At 61.5% G+C, this 16,957-nt stretch carries 21 protein-coding genes; 7 read left to right on the forward strand and 14 right to left on the reverse strand.

The features are described 5' to 3' along the window. From AC070A_RS00675 to AC070A_RS00685, 3 genes are read right to left on the reverse strand one after another with little or no spacing between them, the layout of a single operon-like run. Nucleotides 1-723, reverse strand: a complete 723-nt coding sequence (locus tag AC070A_RS00675) for an ABC transporter permease (protein WP_113737617.1) — start codon at nt 721-723, stop codon at nt 1-3. Beyond that, nucleotides 723-1,442: an ABC transporter permease gene (locus AC070A_RS00680; protein WP_113737616.1), complete on the reverse strand. Its 720-nt coding sequence runs from the start codon at nt 1,440-1,442 to the stop codon at nt 723-725. The genes AC070A_RS00675 and AC070A_RS00680 overlap by 1 nt, the downstream gene beginning before the upstream one ends. Nucleotides 1,443-1,475: 33 nt before the next feature. After that, entirely contained in the window at nt 1,476-2,900 is a 1,425-nt protein-coding gene (locus AC070A_RS00685) for a M20 family metallopeptidase (protein WP_093234636.1), read from the reverse strand. A 274-nt stretch (nt 2,901-3,174) separates the two neighbouring features. Between AC070A_RS00685 and AC070A_RS00690 the strand changes: the two genes are divergently transcribed. Continuing rightward, nucleotides 3,175-3,831: a GntR family transcriptional regulator gene (locus tag AC070A_RS00690; protein ID WP_058327032.1), complete on the forward strand. Its 657-nt coding sequence runs from the start codon at nt 3,175-3,177 to the stop codon at nt 3,829-3,831. 188 nt (nt 3,832-4,019) lie between these two features. Continuing rightward, nucleotides 4,020-4,475 (forward strand): hypothetical protein, encoded by a 456-nt coding sequence (locus tag AC070A_RS00695; RefSeq protein WP_093234637.1) that lies wholly within the window; start codon nt 4,020-4,022, stop codon nt 4,473-4,475. A 154-nt stretch (nt 4,476-4,629) separates the two neighbouring features. Here AC070A_RS00695 and AC070A_RS00700 read toward each other — a convergent pair whose 3' ends face one another. From AC070A_RS00700 to AC070A_RS00715, 4 genes are all read right to left on the reverse strand, one after another. Continuing rightward, nucleotides 4,630-4,758 (reverse strand): hypothetical protein, encoded by a 129-nt coding sequence (locus tag AC070A_RS00700; protein ID WP_255571003.1) that lies wholly within the window; start codon nt 4,756-4,758, stop codon nt 4,630-4,632. 140 nt (nt 4,759-4,898) lie between these two features. Next, entirely contained in the window at nt 4,899-5,132 is a 234-nt protein-coding gene (locus AC070A_RS00705) for a hypothetical protein (RefSeq protein ID WP_093234639.1), read from the reverse strand. Nucleotides 5,133-5,365: 233 nt separating this feature from the next. After that, complete coding sequence (locus AC070A_RS00710; protein WP_113737615.1) at nt 5,366-6,013, reverse strand: VIT1/CCC1 transporter family protein; 648 nt, start codon at nt 6,011-6,013, stop codon at nt 5,366-5,368. A gap of 74 nt (nt 6,014-6,087) precedes the next feature. Continuing rightward, nucleotides 6,088-6,978: a LysR substrate-binding domain-containing protein gene (locus AC070A_RS00715; RefSeq protein WP_057254074.1), complete on the reverse strand. Its 891-nt coding sequence runs from the start codon at nt 6,976-6,978 to the stop codon at nt 6,088-6,090. Between the two features lie 112 nt (nt 6,979-7,090). On the opposite strand from AC070A_RS00715, the gene AC070A_RS00720 reads away from it, so the two are divergent. Together AC070A_RS00720 and AC070A_RS00725 are read left to right on the forward strand one after the other, a co-directional pair. Further along, nucleotides 7,091-7,369 carry a hypothetical protein gene (locus AC070A_RS00720; RefSeq protein ID WP_057254072.1) on the forward strand — a complete coding sequence of 93 codons (279 nt, stop codon included), beginning with the start codon at nt 7,091-7,093 and terminating at the stop codon, nt 7,367-7,369. 99 nt (nt 7,370-7,468) lie between these two features. Beyond that, complete coding sequence (locus tag AC070A_RS00725) at nt 7,469-7,672, forward strand: hypothetical protein (RefSeq protein WP_057254070.1); 204 nt, start codon at nt 7,469-7,471, stop codon at nt 7,670-7,672. A 122-nt stretch (nt 7,673-7,794) separates the two neighbouring features. Here AC070A_RS00725 and AC070A_RS00730 read toward each other — a convergent pair whose 3' ends face one another. Next, complete coding sequence (locus AC070A_RS00730; protein WP_162771003.1) at nt 7,795-8,517, reverse strand: hypothetical protein; 723 nt, start codon at nt 8,515-8,517, stop codon at nt 7,795-7,797. Between the two features lie 543 nt (nt 8,518-9,060). On the opposite strand from AC070A_RS00730, the gene AC070A_RS00735 reads away from it, so the two are divergent. Both AC070A_RS00735 and AC070A_RS00740 read left to right on the forward strand, forming a co-directional pair. Next, nucleotides 9,061-10,065 (forward strand): GlxA family transcriptional regulator, encoded by a 1,005-nt coding sequence (locus tag AC070A_RS00735; protein ID WP_057254457.1) that lies wholly within the window; start codon nt 9,061-9,063, stop codon nt 10,063-10,065. A gap of 150 nt (nt 10,066-10,215) precedes the next feature. Continuing rightward, nucleotides 10,216-10,815, forward strand: a complete 600-nt coding sequence (locus tag AC070A_RS00740) for a YdeI/OmpD-associated family protein (protein WP_057254066.1) — start codon at nt 10,216-10,218, stop codon at nt 10,813-10,815. Between the two features lie 36 nt (nt 10,816-10,851). Here the strand turns inward: AC070A_RS00740 and AC070A_RS00745 are convergent, their stop codons facing one another. The 6 genes from AC070A_RS00745 to AC070A_RS00770 all read right to left on the reverse strand — a co-directional run bounded on the left by AC070A_RS00745 (nt 10,852) and on the right by AC070A_RS00770 (nt 16,316). Beyond that, nucleotides 10,852-11,259, reverse strand: coding sequence for a DUF805 domain-containing protein (locus tag AC070A_RS00745; RefSeq protein ID WP_158539409.1), 408 nt, complete (start codon nt 11,257-11,259; stop codon nt 10,852-10,854). 226 nt (nt 11,260-11,485) lie between these two features. Next, entirely contained in the window at nt 11,486-11,962 is a 477-nt protein-coding gene (locus tag AC070A_RS00750) for a VOC family protein (protein ID WP_113737613.1), read from the reverse strand. A 122-nt stretch (nt 11,963-12,084) separates the two neighbouring features. After that, nucleotides 12,085-13,353, reverse strand: a complete 1,269-nt coding sequence (locus tag AC070A_RS00755; RefSeq protein ID WP_063891512.1) for a GGDEF domain-containing response regulator — start codon at nt 13,351-13,353, stop codon at nt 12,085-12,087. A 307-nt stretch (nt 13,354-13,660) separates the two neighbouring features. Next, nucleotides 13,661-14,506 carry a response regulator gene (locus tag AC070A_RS00760; protein ID WP_113737612.1) on the reverse strand — a complete coding sequence of 282 codons (846 nt, stop codon included), beginning with the start codon at nt 14,504-14,506 and terminating at the stop codon, nt 13,661-13,663. A gap of 184 nt (nt 14,507-14,690) precedes the next feature. Further along, the gene (locus tag AC070A_RS00765; protein WP_192494760.1) at nt 14,691-15,764 is read right to left on the reverse strand and encodes a cyclic nucleotide-gated ion channel; all 1,074 of its coding nucleotides are present in this window, start codon (nt 15,762-15,764) and stop codon (nt 14,691-14,693) included. Between the two features lie 141 nt (nt 15,765-15,905). Next, nucleotides 15,906-16,316 (reverse strand): GFA family protein, encoded by a 411-nt coding sequence (locus AC070A_RS00770; RefSeq protein WP_057254052.1) that lies wholly within the window; start codon nt 16,314-16,316, stop codon nt 15,906-15,908. 189 nt (nt 16,317-16,505) lie between these two features. Between AC070A_RS00770 and AC070A_RS00775 the strand changes: the two genes are divergently transcribed. Further along, nucleotides 16,506-16,922 carry a nuclear transport factor 2 family protein gene (locus AC070A_RS00775; RefSeq protein ID WP_057254051.1) on the forward strand — a complete coding sequence of 139 codons (417 nt, stop codon included), beginning with the start codon at nt 16,506-16,508 and terminating at the stop codon, nt 16,920-16,922. Nucleotides 16,923-16,957: the final 35 nt, after the last annotated feature.

Genomic DNA, 16,957 nt, shown 5'->3' on the forward strand with positions numbered 1-16,957 from the left:
TCAATGGGCTTCTCCCTTGAGTTCGGCAGAGATCGCCAGCGGCGCGCGCAGTTGCGGGCTCAGCCTGTGTTCGGCGAAAGCGACGAGCCGGGTCAGCGCGAAGTTGATGGCGAGATAGATGACCCCCGCGACGACGAAGACCTCGATCACCCGGTAGCTCTCCGAAATGAGCTTGGCGGCGACGCCAGTGATTTCCATCAGCGTGATGATCGAGGCGAGCGAGGTCGCCTTGACCATGGAGATCATCTCGTTGCCGTAGCCGGGCAGCGCCTGGCGAAGCGCTTGCGGCATGACGATGCGGCGGAAGATCATGAAGCGCCCCATGCCACAGGCCCGCGCCGCCTCGACCTGGCCGTGCGGGACCGAAAGCAGCCCGCCGCGGATGATCTCGCTGGCATAGGCGGCCGTGTTCAGCATCAGCGCCAGCACCGCGCACCAGTAGGGTTCACGGAGGATCGGCCAGAAAATGCTGTGGCGCACGGCCGGAAACTGGCTGAGACCGTAATAGATCAGGAAGATCTGCACGAGCAGCGGCGTTCCGCGAAACAGGAACACATAGACGCGGGCAAAGAGATCGAGCGCGAGAATGCCTGACAGACGCGCGAGCGCCAGCCCCAGGGCCAGCACCGAGCCGAGCACGATCGACGTGGCGGCAAGCTCAAGCGTCAGCGGCAGGGCCGCCGCCAAGCTCCAGAAGGTTTCGAGGGCAAATTTGATATCCATCAGCCCCTCCTGACGCCGCGCGAGAACCGGCGTTCGGTGACCTGAAGAACGAGGCCCGAGACCGTGGAAATCGCGAGATAGATCATCGCCGCGATGAAGAAGAAGTCGAACGGGCGGCTGGTCGATCCGGCGCCGATCTGCGCCTGGCGCAGCAGTTCGACGACGCCCGTGACCGAGACCAGCGCCGATTCCTTCAGCACCACCTGCCAGACATTGCCGAGGCCGGGCAGCGCGTAACGCAGCGTCAGAGGCGCGGTGATGCGACGGAACTTGAGGAGCCGCCCCATGCCGCAGGCGGTTGCCGCCTCCAGTTCGCCCGGATGCACGGCGCGAAAGGCGCCGCGATAGACCTCGGTCTGCTGCGCGCCCGAGGTGATGCCGACCGCAAGCGCGCCAGCGATGAAGCCCGGGAAACTGACGAAACCCTCCGCTCCGAACAATTGACCGACGGCCGTCACCACGGCACTGCCGCCGAAATAGAAGAGATAGATGACCAGCAGGTCGGGAATGCCGCGCAGGAGGGTTGTGTAGGCTTCGGCAAGTGAGCGAAGCAGCGGACCACCTGAAATTTTCGCCCAGGCACCGAAGGTGCCGATGACGCCGCCGATCGCAAAACCTGCGATCGCGATCAGGATCGTCATCCACGCGCCGGCCGCCAGCGCCGGCCCCCAGCCGTCAGGCCCGAAGCTAATGATGTCAAGGAAACCGGGCCCAGTCATCGCAGCGCCTCCCTTCGCTTGTCGACCGATGACTTAACCATGGCTCACTCCGGGGATCGGCGGGTCGACATCATCAGGGATGGGATTGACGAAGGGCGTGCCCTCCAGCCGTGCCGCGTGGTCGGCCTTGGCGGCGGCGATGAGCGCCGGATCGAGGATCAGCTCGATCGCCGTGCTCGCCATCACCTTTGCCGCATGCTCCATGCCCTTGTGGGCGGCCGGAAGCTTGCCTTGCGCGACCAGCTGCCAGGAGTGGCCGGGCGTGCCGATCGCGTAAGTTGCGCCGCGCATCTGCACCGTCGGCACCACCCAGCTGACCGTTCCGACATCGGTGGAGCCGACGAGGGTTCCGGCGCCGTTTTCCGGCGGGAAGATCGTGTCGCAGAGCGAAATGCCGCGGCGCAGTCTCAGGCCGAACCGCTCGAAGGCGGAGGCGATATCCTCGCCGGTAAAGGTCTCCTGGAATTTTGCCGCCATCCTGCGGTCGTCCTCATCGAACTGAGGCGGCCCCAGATGCTCGAGCTGGCGATGCATCAGCGCCTCGAGCGGCGTGTTGCCGATCAGGTTGGCGTCACCGCTGACGATCTCGTCCGTGACCGTCGTTCCCGTCATCAGCGCCGCACCCTTCGCCACGCTGCGGACGCGTTCGACGAGGTCAAGTAGCTCCGGCAGGCTGCGGGCGCGAACGAGATAGCGCGCCTTCGCGCGGGCCTGGACCACGTTGGGCGCATTGCCGCCCGTATCCGTCACCGCATAGTGGATCCGCGCCGACGACGGCATGTGCTCACGCAGATAGTTGACCCCGACATTCATCAGCTCAAGCGCATCGAGCGCGCTGCGGCCGAGATGCGGTGCCGCCGACGCATGCGACGCCCGACCGCTGAAGCGGAAGTCGAGCTCGTTGCAGGCGAGCGAGATCGGGTTGTTGACACCGGCAAAGGGCGCCGGATGCCAGGAGATCGCAATATCGACATCGTCGAACACGCCGGCACGAACCATGAAACCCTTGGAAGAGCCGCCCTCTTCCGCCGGGCAGCCGTAATAGCGGACCCGCCCCTTGATGCCGTTGGCGGCGAGGTAATCCTTGACGGCGGTGGCCGCCATCAGCGAACCGGCGCCGAGCAAGTTGTGGCCGCAGCCGTGGCCATTGCCGCCTTCGCTGAGCGGCCGTTCCTCGGCAACACCTGCCTCCTGGCTCAGGCCCGGCAACGCATCGAACTCGCCGAGAATGGCGATGACCGGTCCGCCCTCGCCCGCCTCGCCCATGACCGCCGTCGGCATGCCGGCAATGCCACGCGACACGCGGAAACCCTCGGCCTCCAGGAGGCGCGCATGCTCGGCCGACGAGCGAAACTCCTCGTAGTTGGTTTCCGGCGTATCCCAGACCCGGTCGCTGAGCACGAAAAACCGCTCGCGCTTGGCTTCAAGGAGGTCCCAGACGGCATCGGCATTTTTCATCGTTTATTAACTTCCGCAACAATAGTAACCAGAATTGGCGCCAATTTATGATAACATTTTTGGATACACAAGAGGGTCATGAAATATTTCCACCGATGTGCACAACAGCGAAAGGCGGACAAGGAAAGCCGTTCTGGCGCATTGAATTGTCCAGGGCAGCATCATAGTTTCTCCAAAAATGGAACCAATTTCGCCGCAGCAGGCGACGTGAGCCACGCGCAGGCGACGTGAGGCGCGAGGAAGACCATGCGGCAAGAGAGAGTGTAAGGCAGGAATGAGCGACGATCTGACGGAAATGCTGGCGGCCGAGGAAAAGCCCGAGGAGAAGAAGGATGTCACCGACCTGTTGCTGCACGACATCCTGACCGGGACATTGCCGGCGGGCACCTGGCTGAAGCAGATCGACCTGGAGCGCCGCTACGATTGCACCCGGCCGGAGGTGCGCCGGGCACTCGACCGGCTGTCGCAGCGACGGCTGGTGCAGCACAATCCCAACCGCGGCTATCAGGTCTACGAACTTGACGACCAGCGCACGCGGGAGATCAGCGATATCCGCGTGATCCTGGAGACCGGCGTCGCCGACCGGATGATCGCCAATGTCACGCCTGCGGCCATTGCCGAGCTGCGTGGGCTTGCCCGTCGGTTCGACGAAATGTCGTTCCGAGGCTCCATCATGGAGCACTACGACGCCAACCTCGCCTTTCACCGCGCGCTTCTGCTTCTTGCCGGCAACTCCGAACTTGTCGACGTCGTCGCCGAAATTCGCCAGCGAACGGTATCGGCCCCGGTTTCGCAATGGCGCACGCGTGCCCGCATCGAGCAATCGGCGCGCGAGCACCACCTGATGGTCGATGCGCTGGAAGCCAGGGATCTGGCTGAACTGAAGCGTCTGATCGAAATCCACATCCGCCAGGCGCCGATCAGGACCTGAGCGTCTGGCCTTTCGGCGCTTCGCCGGTCAGGCGCCTACGCAGTGCCGAAGACTGAGCCAAGAGGGGACGGCAACTTTGCACCACTTGCGGGCATGCCGAGTTGCCGTTGTTTGACGGTTGGTGGCGAGCGACATAGCAAGGGAAATACCGGCTGCGCTGATTGCCGAGAAATCGCTGAGTTTTTGAGATGATGAAGACGCTGGCCGGCAGGACGATAGAGGAGTTTCGCAGATGCGCGTTCTACATGGATGGAGAGCTTCTGGCTGAACACGTCCTACTGTTTTTCAAAATCGAGGGCTCTTGGTACTCCATCTCGTTTTCCGATGGCGAAATGACGTTTCGACGACAACAGGAAGAGCCGCAACTGAGCGAACGTGATGGCTTTGACACGGATTTTTCCTACCCGGTTTTCACCGTCGATTCGCTCAGCAAATATGCAGGCAGAGAAGTACGTTCCACCTCGCTCTATATCGCTAAAATCCCTACCAGAGATCTTTTTGGGATTTATGTATCCTACGGCGACAACGGGTTCAGCTTTCTCGATGAAGCGAATGGCGATTATTGCTATCTTCAGGATGGTACTCTCGATACCACCGATGACAGCTTTGAACTGCTGAACCGGGATCTCTACCTGGAGATCTGAGGCGACTATTAATGTCCGCTTCGGGCCGATAAGGTCCTTGGGAACGCACGACCGTGAGGGGTAGTTCAAGCCCCTCAATCTGACGCATGACCGGCGCCGACGACTCCATGAATTGGAGCGCCGGCTTGGCCTAGCGAAGCGCCTCAGGCGAAAGCTACCCTCCAAGCGCGATCGTAACCGCCACCAGTACCGCGCCGATCGCGGCCATGGAGAAAGCCGCCTTCAGGTCGCGGCCCGTGACGGCCTTGTGCCTGGGATCGTGGCCGAGCGCCCTCACCCTCAAAGGCAGCGCCTCGGTTTCCTTGGGCGAGGATACGCGGCGCGTCGTCCGGTAGGTTATCGAGAAACCTCTCGCGGGCGCGGGGCAGCGAGGGTGATCAAGCAGCCGTCACGCTAGGCCCCGTTTGACGTCGTGCGAAGGCTTCACTCAGCCGAAAATTTCACCGTCACGCCGCGCTGGCGAAAGTATGCCTGCATCAGCTTCCTGCCGGAACGGTTGTTCTGCACGAGCCTGGCCGGGTCGAATACGGCTTCTTTCAACCCCGCCCGCGCCAACGCTGCCTTGAGGGTCGCAATATGCACGTCGATGTCGGCATTGTCCGCCTGGAGCGATTCATAAATGCGGTTGGTTGCATCTGCTACGGTCGGTTCGCTCACGGTTACACTCCTGTTGGTGTGTGGCTGGCGCTCGCCACATTCGTCGGCTTGACCCTATTGTGAAGAAAAATGCCCACGTCAATGGGTGACGATCGATTGGAGCATCGCGTCCGCTTTCGAAAATGCGGCACCGCAAGCAGACCAGGAACCGGCCCTTTCGGTCGAGACGCCACGGCTGCTTCGCGCCACAACGCCGGTTGCGATTGATCCGAGCGCGGCGCCTGCGGCGAAAGCTAACCGCCAAACAGGATTGTTACCGCCACCAGCACCGCGCCGATCGCCGTCATCGCAAAGGCCATCGGCCAGGGGCTACGGCCCGTGTATTGCCCGAGCCGCGCGCCGACGACGAAGAGCATGACGAGCGCAATACCGTTGGAAACGCGCATCGCCAGCGCGACATCGTCGATCAACAGGAAGGGAATGCTAGGCGGCAGCGTCGAGGTGACGACGAGCAGGAAGATGGCGAAGGCCGCTTTCAGGTCATGCCCCGTGACCGCCCTGTGCCTGGGATCGGAGGAAAGCGCCCTCACCCGGAGCAGCAGCGCCTCGGTCTCCTTTGGCGAGGACACGCGGCGAACGTCGTCCGGCAGGCTTTCCAGGAACATTTCGCGGGCGCGGGCAAGCGGCTCGCGCCGGAGGGCGTCAAGGAAGCCGCGGCGGCGCACCCGCTCGACAGCCGTCGTCAGCACATACATGACGCCATCGACGATACCCCAGGCGATGTTGCAGCCGAGGGCGGCGACGAGCACGGCATTGACCCCACCCTCGCTGCCCGTGACCGTGCTCATCGTTCCCGTGAAGGAAAGCGCCATCAGCAGCCCGAAGATGATTTCCGAGAGGCGATCGATTGGATCGAGAACGGGGCGTGGATGGTCGCTCAAGGTTGTTCGCCCCGCGAGAAGAACCGAAGGGTGGAAGACAGGGGGCGGAAGGCGGCGAACCGCATGCGACCTCCCTATTGCATCTGCAGGTCGGCGAAAGCGTCACGCACATGATCGGCAACGGCCAGTACCGGTGCCGGCGCGTCAGTAATCACCTGCAGGCCGATATTGTAGTGGCCGAGATCCGGCAGGCCGTCGCGCTCGCCAAGCTGCACCATCTCGCCCTGGACGAGGTAGCGCGGCAGCGGCGCGATCGCGAGGCCGGCGAGAACGGCAGCACGCTGGCCGGTCGTATAGGCGCTCAAGAAAGCAATGCGGAACTTGCGGCCGGCGCGTGACAGCTTCTCCACCGCATCGGCCCGCCAGACACAGCCATCCTCCCACATCGATACCGGCAGCGGATCCTTCAGATGCGCGTTGCCGCACTTGGCGCCGGCCCAGACCAGCTTCTCCTGCATCAGGATTTCGCCGTTTCTCGGCGTTCCCTCGGTGAGGCTGTTGAAGATGGCTATGTCGAGCCGGTGCTCGTCGACCTTCTTGCGCATGGCGTTGCTCATGCCGATCGACACGTCGATCGTCACGTTCGGATAGGACTCCGCAAAACGCTTCAGCACTTCGGGCAGGATGCGCTCGCCGACATCCTCCGGCGCACCGACACGCACGACGCCATTCATGTCCGGCAGCAGGAAGCGCGACACCGTTTCATTGTTGAGCGACAGCAGCCGGCGGGCAAAGCCGAGCAGCATTTCCCCTTTCGGCGTCAGCGTCACCGAGCGCGCGTCACGCAGGAAGAGCGTACTGCCGAGCATTTCCTCGAGCTTCTTGATCTGCATCGAGACCGCAGACGGCGTGCGGTAGACGGTTTCGGCGGCGGTGGTGAAATTGCCGGTCTCGGCGATGGCGACAAAGGTCTTCAGCACGTCCATTTCAAGAAGCGGAAGCGCGTGGCGCATCATCATGTTCATGGCGGCATCCTCGATCAGAAAAACTGAAAGATAAGTTCACTTCATTTCGTTTGATTGAACATCAGCAATGACCGATAGTCAAGCTCAAGGACGACGAAGGAAGGAGAAGCCCATGTCCGCCGCCGCGCTTGTTATCGCCGCTTCGAAGAGTTCCCTGTGTAACAGCCCCGCGTCGCAGGTAGTGGTACAGATTCAGGATCGAAGGAGCAACGACATGGTCCTCAACACCCTTACCCAAGTGATCGCCGTACTCGACGGCGTTGTCCGGCAGAGACGCGAAAAGCAGATCGCACGAAATCGGGTGGAAGCCCGGCGCGAACTGGCAAAACTGCCGAAGAGAGTCCGCGACGACGTGATGTTTGCGGACCCGCTAATCAATCACCAAGTTTGATGGAAAGCATCAAACATATTCGTTGGAATGATAGATCAGGTTGCGCCATATATACGATTATGGTCGCGACCTGCTGAGAAACTCAGAAGGAGCCATGAAATGTCCAACATTCAGTTTTCATCGGCCTCGGAACGGGCATCCTCCCACTCGTCCCTTCCGGGTCTCTTCAACCTGCGCGTCCGTGCCTGGGCAGCGTGGAAGCGTCACCGCCAGGAACGGGCGCTGGAAAATCTGTCCTATGACACCCTGAAGGATATCGGCTTCCCGTCGGTAGACGATGCGGTGCATAAGACCGAACAATGAATGACGGCTTGACCTGCCTCGGCGGGTCGAGCAGCCGTATACGATGAAGGGCATTGCCGAGAAGGCGGTGCCCTTTTTCTTTGCGCCCCATCTTTCCTGAGCGAGAGCTGCCCGCCGATGGTTTAGTCCGCTTCGACAATGCGGCAGGTGCGGAAGCCAAAGACCCTGCTCATCTTTGCCTCTCGCAGCGCTTGCGTAAGGCGGTCGCTCAGAAAAAATATGCGATTTAAGGGAGGGCTTACCCACAGATCGGAACCCTCGAGTGCGGCCGGACCGACGGCCACTTCGTCGTCTTGAAGGTTTGGCGACATGCTCAATGTGCCGTCACCGAATTCGATGACCCTTTGCGAATGCTGGCGCAGGAAAGCCTCTTTGCGCTCGCCGATGTTGAGACAAAAATACTCGCCCTCCACCGGCGTCTTGCGGTCATGCTGGAAAAGCTTGATCGGATAGAGCGAGGAATGGCCGAGACCGAATTGCCGCAGCACATTGGCGCAGGCCGCCGAAACCACCACCACTCCTGCGGCAAGCACGAGATGCGCCTGCTTCTTTTCCTTCTTGTCCGGATACTTGGCAAAGATCTCCTTTGGGAAATGCTCCGCAGACATCCGTTCGCCGGCTTCATTCAATTCGGCCATCTGGCCGAGGCCCATCCCCGACGGCAGCGGATCGGCAGTAAAGCCTTTGATCCGTGTCGAATCCATGAAAGCGCGGCTGGCCCAGACCCGTACGTTTTCCGATTGCGTCATAGCGGCATAGCCTCCTGCAACTCGAACCACATGCGTACAGAGCCCCTTCCGGCAAAGCGCGATGCATCGCCAAGCTGTGAAGCCGTCTGGCGCCATCGGTGATTGCGCCCAACGATGATCGCTACCATTTAACATTTGCTAATACAATCGGCGCCTGCCGCCTCCGCACAGAACCCGATCTGATTGAATCGTGGAGGATTTCAAGTTAGCGATTTGATTTGATCCGCTCGCTGGAGATCGGTAACAGGCTGAGAGTGTTGTCGGCGGATTCTCTTGCGCGGGACTGGGTTGTCGTGGCGACACGTCCAATGCATCGCCAGCTGAGCGAGACTTGTCTTATACCGACACCGCGGCACTGGACGCCGAAAGCGTCGCAATCGGAAGATGCAACCTTGGCGCGCGCTTTGCGATTGTTGCGTATCTCTGGAGGTTCTTGTCAGATAACGTCAAGAGCCCTGGAAAAACTGTCGCTTTCCTTACAAAAGCCTGAAAGACCGGCGGAACCGCCTCTTGCCGCCCGATGTCGCAATGCGAAATCTCTTTGCGGTCGTTGCTTTCCATGCCAATGTCGCAAACAGACAAGCCGAAGAGTATCTTCCAAGCGACGAATATACGCCATCGCCAAGCATGGGAAGCCTCATGAACAAGCCACTGACCAAAAAGCGTTCTCTCGTCTTCTTCCTGGTGCCGAACTTTTCCATGCTGCCCTTTTCGGCGGCGATCGAAACGCTCCGCATCGCCAACCGCATGCTCGGCTACGAGGCCTATACCTGGCGCCTCGCTTCGTCCGACGGCGAAAAGGTCCTGTCGTCGAGCGGGATCGCGCTCGAGGTCAACTCGTCGCTCGCCGACGAGCGCAAGTTTCTCGGCGGCGAGAACCGCCCATCGATGGTGCTGGTCTGTTCCGGCATCTATGTCGAGGATTTCAACAACAAGTCGGTCAATGCCTGGCTGCGCGAGGTCTATAACCGCGGCGTCGCCGTAGGCAGCCTCTGTACCGGCGCCCATGTGCTGGCGTCTGCCGGCCTTTTGACGGGCAAGCGCTGCGCCATCCATTGGGAAAACCTGCCGGGCTTTTCCGAAAGCTTCCCGCAGGTCGACGTCTATGCCGACCTCTACGAGATCGACAGCAACATCTATACCTGCGCCGGCGGCACCGCCTCGCTCGACATGATGTTGAACCTGATCGACCAGGATTTCGGCGAGAACCTCGTCAACCGCGTCTGCGAGCAGGCGCTGACCGACCGCGTGCGCGGGCCGCATGACCGCCAGCGCCTGCCGCTGCGCGCCCGCCTCGGCGTGCAGAACGCCAAGGTGCTGTCGATCATCGAACTCATGGAGGCAAATCTCGCCGAGCCGCTGTCGCTGCTCGAAATCGCCGAGGGCGCCGATCTCTCGCGCCGCCAGATCGAACGGCTTTTCCGCCAGGAAATGGGCCGGTCGCCGGCCCGCTACTACCTGGAGATCCGCCTCGACCGCGCCCGGCACCTGCTCATCCAGTCGTCGATGCCGGTCGTCGAAGTGGCGGTTGCCTGCGGCTTCGTCTCCGCCTCGCATTTCTCGAAGTGTTATCGCGAACTCTACAACCGCTCGCCGCAGCAGGAGCGCGCCGACCGCAAGCTGACGCTGCAGATGGCGCGGTAAAGACCGACATAAAGACCAGTCGAAGGGCGGAGCGATCCGCCCTTTTTCGTTTTGCCTGTGACACGTTTGGCTTGCGTCGTCGCGCCGCTTGCACGCTCCTTCTTTTTGGGTTGAATGGCTGGCGTTTCAGAACAAGAGGCAATGCTTCCTATGGCACCCGTCGAAATCAATCCTGCCAAAGTCCACGAATTCAGGGATTTGCAGTGCTTCTACGACTGGCTCGGCGCCCATCATCAGAGCGAGGACGAGGTCTGGATCAAGACGCACAAGGTGAACTCCGGGCTAGCCTCGATCACGCCCAAGGAAGCGATCGATGTGGTGCTTTGCTGGGGCTGGATCGATGGCGTGCGCAAGGGGCTGGACGACAAGAGCTTCCTGCAGCGCTATTCGCCGCGCGGCAAGAAGAGCATCTGGAGCAAGATCAACGTCGACAATGTCGCCCGGCTGATCGAAGAAGGCCGTATGACCGAGTTTGGCCTGCGCCAGGTGGAAGCAGCCAAGGCTGATGGCCGCTGGGATCGGGCCTATGCCAGCGGCAAGGACATGCAAATCCCCGACGACCTGCAGGCGGCGATCGATGCCGAGCCCAAGGCGAAAGAAATGCTCGCCAAGCTCAGCGCCCAGAACCGCTTCGCGCTCGCCTTCCGCACCCACAACATGAAGACCGAGGCCGGTCGCAAAAAGAAGATCGAGGCCTTCGTCGAGATGCTGAAGCGCGGCGAGACGATCTATCCGCAGAAGCTGAAATAGAACGCCGCAGCCGCGCCTGCCAACTTCACGCTATGGCTAAGCGCGCCCGAACCGCTGGCTCGGCTCTTCGGCGCCTGTGACGGCCGGCGGACCGAAGCGGTTGTCGCCCTCTTCTCCCGCAAGGAAGCCCAGCATCACAAGGCCCAGGAGCGGCCCGACGACCGGGACAAACAGCGCAAGGTTCCACCATCCGGAGCGACCGTGGTCGTGCCAGCGCTTGGTGTTGACGGTGAAGCTGAAATAGAGGTTTGCGATGAGGATAATGAAGACAAGCGAATGCATGAGGCTGAAGCCCGCCGCATAGTTATCGACGCCCGAAAGCGCCAACAGCGCCGCTCCGGCGAACATTGCCGCCGCCGTCGCAATCCAGACAACGATCTGCGCCAACCACCAGGTCTGGCGTCCGATACGACCATCAAAACTCGTAAAAGTCTGCGAATTCACGTCGTCCCCTCCCCATCGGCTTCTCCGCATCCAGGCGCGCCTCCGCGCTGGCCTGCCCTTCCCCTCATATAGAAGATTCGCTAATAAACGCGTAGATGTCATGGCGACAGAAAGCGCTTCATGGTTGCGTAAACAAGTCGCCTCGGAGCTGCCCTCCGGAGCCGTTGGAAGCGCCTCGCTCTCCGTTCCCTCCGCTCAAGGACCAGCCCCACAAACGAGTGCGACCCTAACCGTGGAAGGCGCGCTCCAGTTCGGCGATGTCGAGTTTTATCATGCCGAGCATCGCCTCCGTCGCCCGCTTGGCGCGCTCGCGGTCCGAATGGGCGACCATGTCGCCAAGCACCCGTGGCGCGATCTGCCAGCAGAGGCCCCAGCGGTCGCGGATCCAGCCGCATTGCTCAGGTTCTCCGCCGTTATCGAGGATCGCGCTCCACAGCCGGTCGATCTCCTCCTGGCTGTCGCACTGGATCATGATCGAGAAGGCATGGTTGAACGGGTCGAGCGGTCCGGCTTCGAGCGCCATGAACTGCTGATTGCCAAGCATGAACTCGATGACCTGAACGCTGCCGGGCGGTCCGCTCGGGCTTTCCGCCGGCAAGGTGGTGATGCGCGTGATCGCCGAGTTGGGAACGAGGGAAATATAGAAGTCGACCGCCTCGCGCGCTTCCTTCGCAAACCAGAGATTTGAAACAACATTCGTCATCAGTCGGCTCCTCTTCGTACCGCTTGATCATGTGCGGGTAACCAAAGGACGTTCGACTTCGTTCCAAGCCGACACGGAGCGCATCATATTTCTGGAGGAGGGTTGCGGCTCGGCCAGAGACTTCACGACGCCAGCGCGTCAAGCAGTGCCAATTCCGAGATCACCCGGTTTCGCCCCGCATGTTTCGCCATATAGAGAAACTGATCGGCGGCGTGCAGATAGTTTTCGAAAGCTTCCGACGTCTCGATGGTGGCAAGGCCGATCGACACGGTGATCGTCAGTTCCTCGTCGTCGGCGACGATCCGCGATTTCGCCAGCTCCAGCCTGAGCGCATCGCAGAAGGCGAAGGCGCGGCGCACATCGCAGCCGTTGAAGAGGATGCCGAACTCCTCGCCGCCGAGGCGGGCAAGCAGGTGCTCCTCGCCCACCAGCACCGCCAGGCGCTTGGCCACGTGTCTCAGCACGATATCGCCGATCTCGTGGCCGTAGGTGTCGTTGAGCCGCTTGAAATGGTCGATATCGAGTATGGCGATCGCCGTCGGCTCGCCGCGCCTCAGGCACTGCTCCACCAGGCGCGGGCCTGCAAGAAAGAAATGGCGGCGGTTGTAGAGATCGGTGAGATAGTCGCTGGCCGCCTGCCGCTGCAGCGTCTGCAGGCGCTTCTGGATGCTGGCGGCTTGCGCGATGCGGCCGTTGAACTCCGCTTCGAGGAACGGTTTCTGGATGAAGTCGGTACCGCCTGCTTCGAGAAAGCGGGCGCCCGCCCTTCGGTCGCCGCTGTCGGAAAGCCCGATCACCGGCAGCGCGCCATCGCCCTGCCGGCGTTCCACTTCGGCAAGAAGTGCTGCCCCGGTCATGTCGGCGAGATCGAGATCGGTGACGACCAGATCGACCGCCTCGCCGCTGTCGAGCACCTGCAGCGCATCGGCAGCGGACGCGACCTCGCAGACGGAAATCCGCTGCCTTCTCAGGATACCGGCAAGCTCGCTGCGCGAGGCGGCATCGGAATCGGCAAGCAGCACCGTCGTCTTGCCATTGGTAAGCGCACGGTCGACGGCGCCGATCAGGAGGTTGATCGATTCAGGCTGATGCTTGATGACGCAATCGAGCACGCCGCGCCCGAGTATCTCTTCGCGCGTTTGGTCGTTGAAGGCCGCGGTGAAGACGACGGCCGGCACCTGATTGTCGAGGACGAATTCGAGCGCCTCGCAATTGGGCGCGTCCGGCAGGTTGAGGTCGAGCACGGCGAGCGAGAAGCTTTCCGGCGCCTGCTCCAGCGTTTCCCTGAGCGCCGCAAGCGAGCTGCAATGGGTGACGCGGATGCCATGGACGGACTCGAGCCCGTATTTCAGCGCCGTCGCGAACATCCGGGAATCTTCGACAAGGAGCATGCGCTTGTCGCTGTGCTTTTGCACAGAATTCAGCCGGCCTGGCGTGCGGCGCAATCTCACGTCCCTGCAACCCCTCTCGAGCCGCAGGCGTGCTTCCCTTGAAGGGGGTGACGCTGGCTCCGAATATATGAATAGACCCTGCCACTGACCGCACCGACCCATTGGCCGGCGTGGTCTGGTGTGACCGGGCTCCCCGCTCCTGCTGGGGCGGATTGAAGACCGATCGGATTGCAATTTCGTTAATGGAGCAACCTGCGCGCGGGATTTCGCGCAGATTGCAACAAAATTTTGGGGATTATTTCTCGTATCAGGCCGAAGCCTGCGCCGGAACCCTAACCTTTTCACTGAGGGTGCGGATCTTCGTCAGCGTGTCCAGGTTCTGGTTGACGCGGCAGTAGAATTCCTCGTTGACGAAGGGACGGACGATGAAGTCGTTGCCGCCCGCTTTGAGGAAACGCGCCGACAGGAGCCGGTTGGTGGAGGACGAAACACCGATGATGCGCAGCTGATGCGGCCCGTAGGAACCGCGGATGCGCCGCGTCAGCTCGAATCCGTCGATATCGGGCATGTTGTAGTCGGTGATGACGAGGCCGATATCGGGATTGCTCTTGAGAAGTTCGAGCGCGGCTGCGCCGCTGTCGGCCGGGCTGGTGCGGAAATTGTAGCGCTTCAGCTGCGTCGTCAGAAGTGCGCGCGCGGTCGGGCTGTCGTCGACGATCAGCACGTGGTGCTTGTGGTTGGTGAGGAAGCGGCAGACCGATTCCGCCAACATGTCGACGGCAAAGACGCTATCCTTGATAACGTAGTCGACGATCTCCTTGGCGAGGATCTTCTCGCGCGTCGACTCCTGGAAGGAACCGGTGAAAACGACGGTCGGCACGCTCATGTCGATCAGATAGTTGAGCGCCTCGCCGTTCTCCGCCCCCGGCAGGTTGATGTTGGAGATGGCGAGCGACGCCGGAAAAGTCGCGTTTTCGACCGCGAACTGCAAATCGTCATAGTCGCGGCAGACGATGACATCGATGTCGAACAGCTCTTTCAGCCGCTTCGAAACCATCGACGAGAAGAGGTTGGAGTCCTCGGCGAGCACGATACGGTGCTGGGCAAGGGATTCGCCGGAATAATACATTCCGGAAATGCCAAAAAACGACATTGAACGCCTATGTGAAAGAGTGTTCCCCTACAGCGCCCAAGCGTTCTTCGTGCCCGCAAAGTCACTGTAACTTGCAGCCGCCATGCTAGAGGAGAAAGGCTTTCTCTGGTGTTAATGAGCGACCGGCGAAATAACGAGGTCGCGTGCCGGCATGACACGAGGGCCGCCGGATGCCACCATCCCGTCAATCCCTGGACGTCCCGCCACGCCGCGCCTCCGCCGTCTTGCGGATGACTTCGGCGATCTCCGGATTGCTGCTCGACAGCATCTGGAAATCCTCCGCATAGAGCGACAGCAGCGAGACCTCCGTGGCTGCGCTGACGGTCGCCGAGCGCGGCTCGCCCGTGATCAGCGCCATTTCGCCGAAGAAGCTGCCGGGGCCGAGTTCGATGGGTGTCGGCGAAGGGGTCGTAATGCTGACGCGGCCCTCGACGATGAAGAACATCTGGTCGCCCGCCTCGCCCTTGCGGCAGATGATGGCACCCGCCGGAACCACCCGCGGGCGCAGTGCCCGCACGATCTCGACGAAGGCGGCCGAGCCGAGCTTCTGGAACAACGGCACGGCCGCAACCAGCTGCCAGTTGCGCACAAAATCCTGGCGGCGCACCTCCTCGAAGAAGCCGGTGGCAAGAATGCCGGCCCACAGCGCGAAGATGCCAATGCCGCACATCATGACGAGGCCCGCCAGCACCCGACCGGCAAAGCTCATCGGAATCTCGTCGCCATAGCCCGTGGTCGAAAGTGTCACCACCGCCCACCACATGGCCTGGGGAATGCTGCCGAACTTGTCGGGCTGGATATCGCGCTCGATGAGATAGGCAAAAAGCGATGCGCCGAAGAGAACGATGCCGAAGACCGAGGTGACACCGACGAGATTGGGTGCCGCCCGCGCCACCACCCGGCCAAGCAGGCGGAAGAAGGTGAAATGACGCAGCGGCTTCAACAGCCAGATACCGCAATAAAGGCTCTGGTCACGCGGGCCAGCGAGAAGAAATCCGGCAAGCGGAACCACGACGGCAAGCAGATCGATGATGAGCTCGGGCGTCCGCCCGCGATCGTCCTTCGCCCGCTGCCGCATCACCGTATCGGCCAGTTGCAGAACATAGATGGCCCAGATACCGGCCAGCACAAGCTCCAGCGACAGCTTGGCCGTCAGGCCAATATCCCGCGCCGTCAGCTCCGCGACCGTAATAAGCCCCGCCGCCGCCAAAAGCCCGTTGAGCGGCGCGGAGATTTTCAGGAAAGGCCGTGCCGACATTCACTCCCCCAGCGACCCGCGCTCTCAGGCGATACCTCGGCCCGACATGCCAGCAGCGCAGTAACGCTTTGATCTTAAGCACAATTCCACCGATGAATCGACGCTTAATTAAGGGATGGCAGATTGACGGTGACGCGCGCTCTAGTAGCGCGTGTCGACCGGCCCTTCGTCGGCTGCCCGTTCGCGATCCTCCTGGTACTGTTCGGCCCCCTCGACCGGCCTTAGCCATGGCTCGCGCCGCTTGATCCAGAGCTCGTAGCTCGGCTTAAGCGAGGTCGGCGCGTCGGACAAGATACCGAGCTTGACCTCCGCCTCACGCGCATCGACCGAAAAAACCCGCGACCCGCAACCGGGACAGAAACACCGTCCCTGAAACTCCGACGTGTCGCCGGTACGTTCAAATTGATCCGCGGGCCAGATGCCATAGAAGGTGAAGGCCGAACCGCTTTCCTTCCGGCAATCCATGCAATGGCAGATACCGACGCGCAGAGGTTCGCCACGAAGCGATACTTGCACCTGGCCGCAGAGGCATTTTCCCGAGAAGATCCTCATGTGTCTCATCCTGCTTCGCAACTGCTGGATCCGGAAAACGACAGAGGCGGGTGTTGGGTTCCCGCGGGGCGGTTCGGCTTCGATCTCACGCGGTCGCGCAAAAAATGCGCGCTATGCGGCGAGGTCTTTTTGGTCGGAACCTTTGTCCGTCCCATGGCTTCTGCAAATTGTAAACGGAGGAATCAAACCATGGCACATGCCGACGAACAGGAGATCATCGATCTCGAACAGGAATTCTGGCGAACCATCCTGGAGAAGGATACCGAGGCGTCCGTGGCCATGCTGCCCGAACGGTCGATCGTCGTGGGGGCGCAAGGGGCGGCCATTCTTACCCGCGATGACTATCGCAGGATGGCCGACCAGGCCGAAGGTTCCTGGAAGCTCAACGCGTTTCGCCTCGACGACGTCAGCGTCATCTTTCCGCGCGAGGACGTCGCCGTCATCGCCTACACGGTGACGGAGGAGATGGAAGTCGAGGGCGAGCCTCTGACGATAAAGGCGGCCGACGCCACCACCTGGATCCGCAAGGACGGTGGATGGCTGGCCTCCTTGCATACGGAATCGGTGCTCGGCGATCCCTTCGGCCGCGACCGCAAGGCGGCTTAGAGATAACCGGACGCCGACGCGGCCACGTTCCAGTG

The organism is Ensifer sp. GW101-20A05, assembly GCF_059424735.1.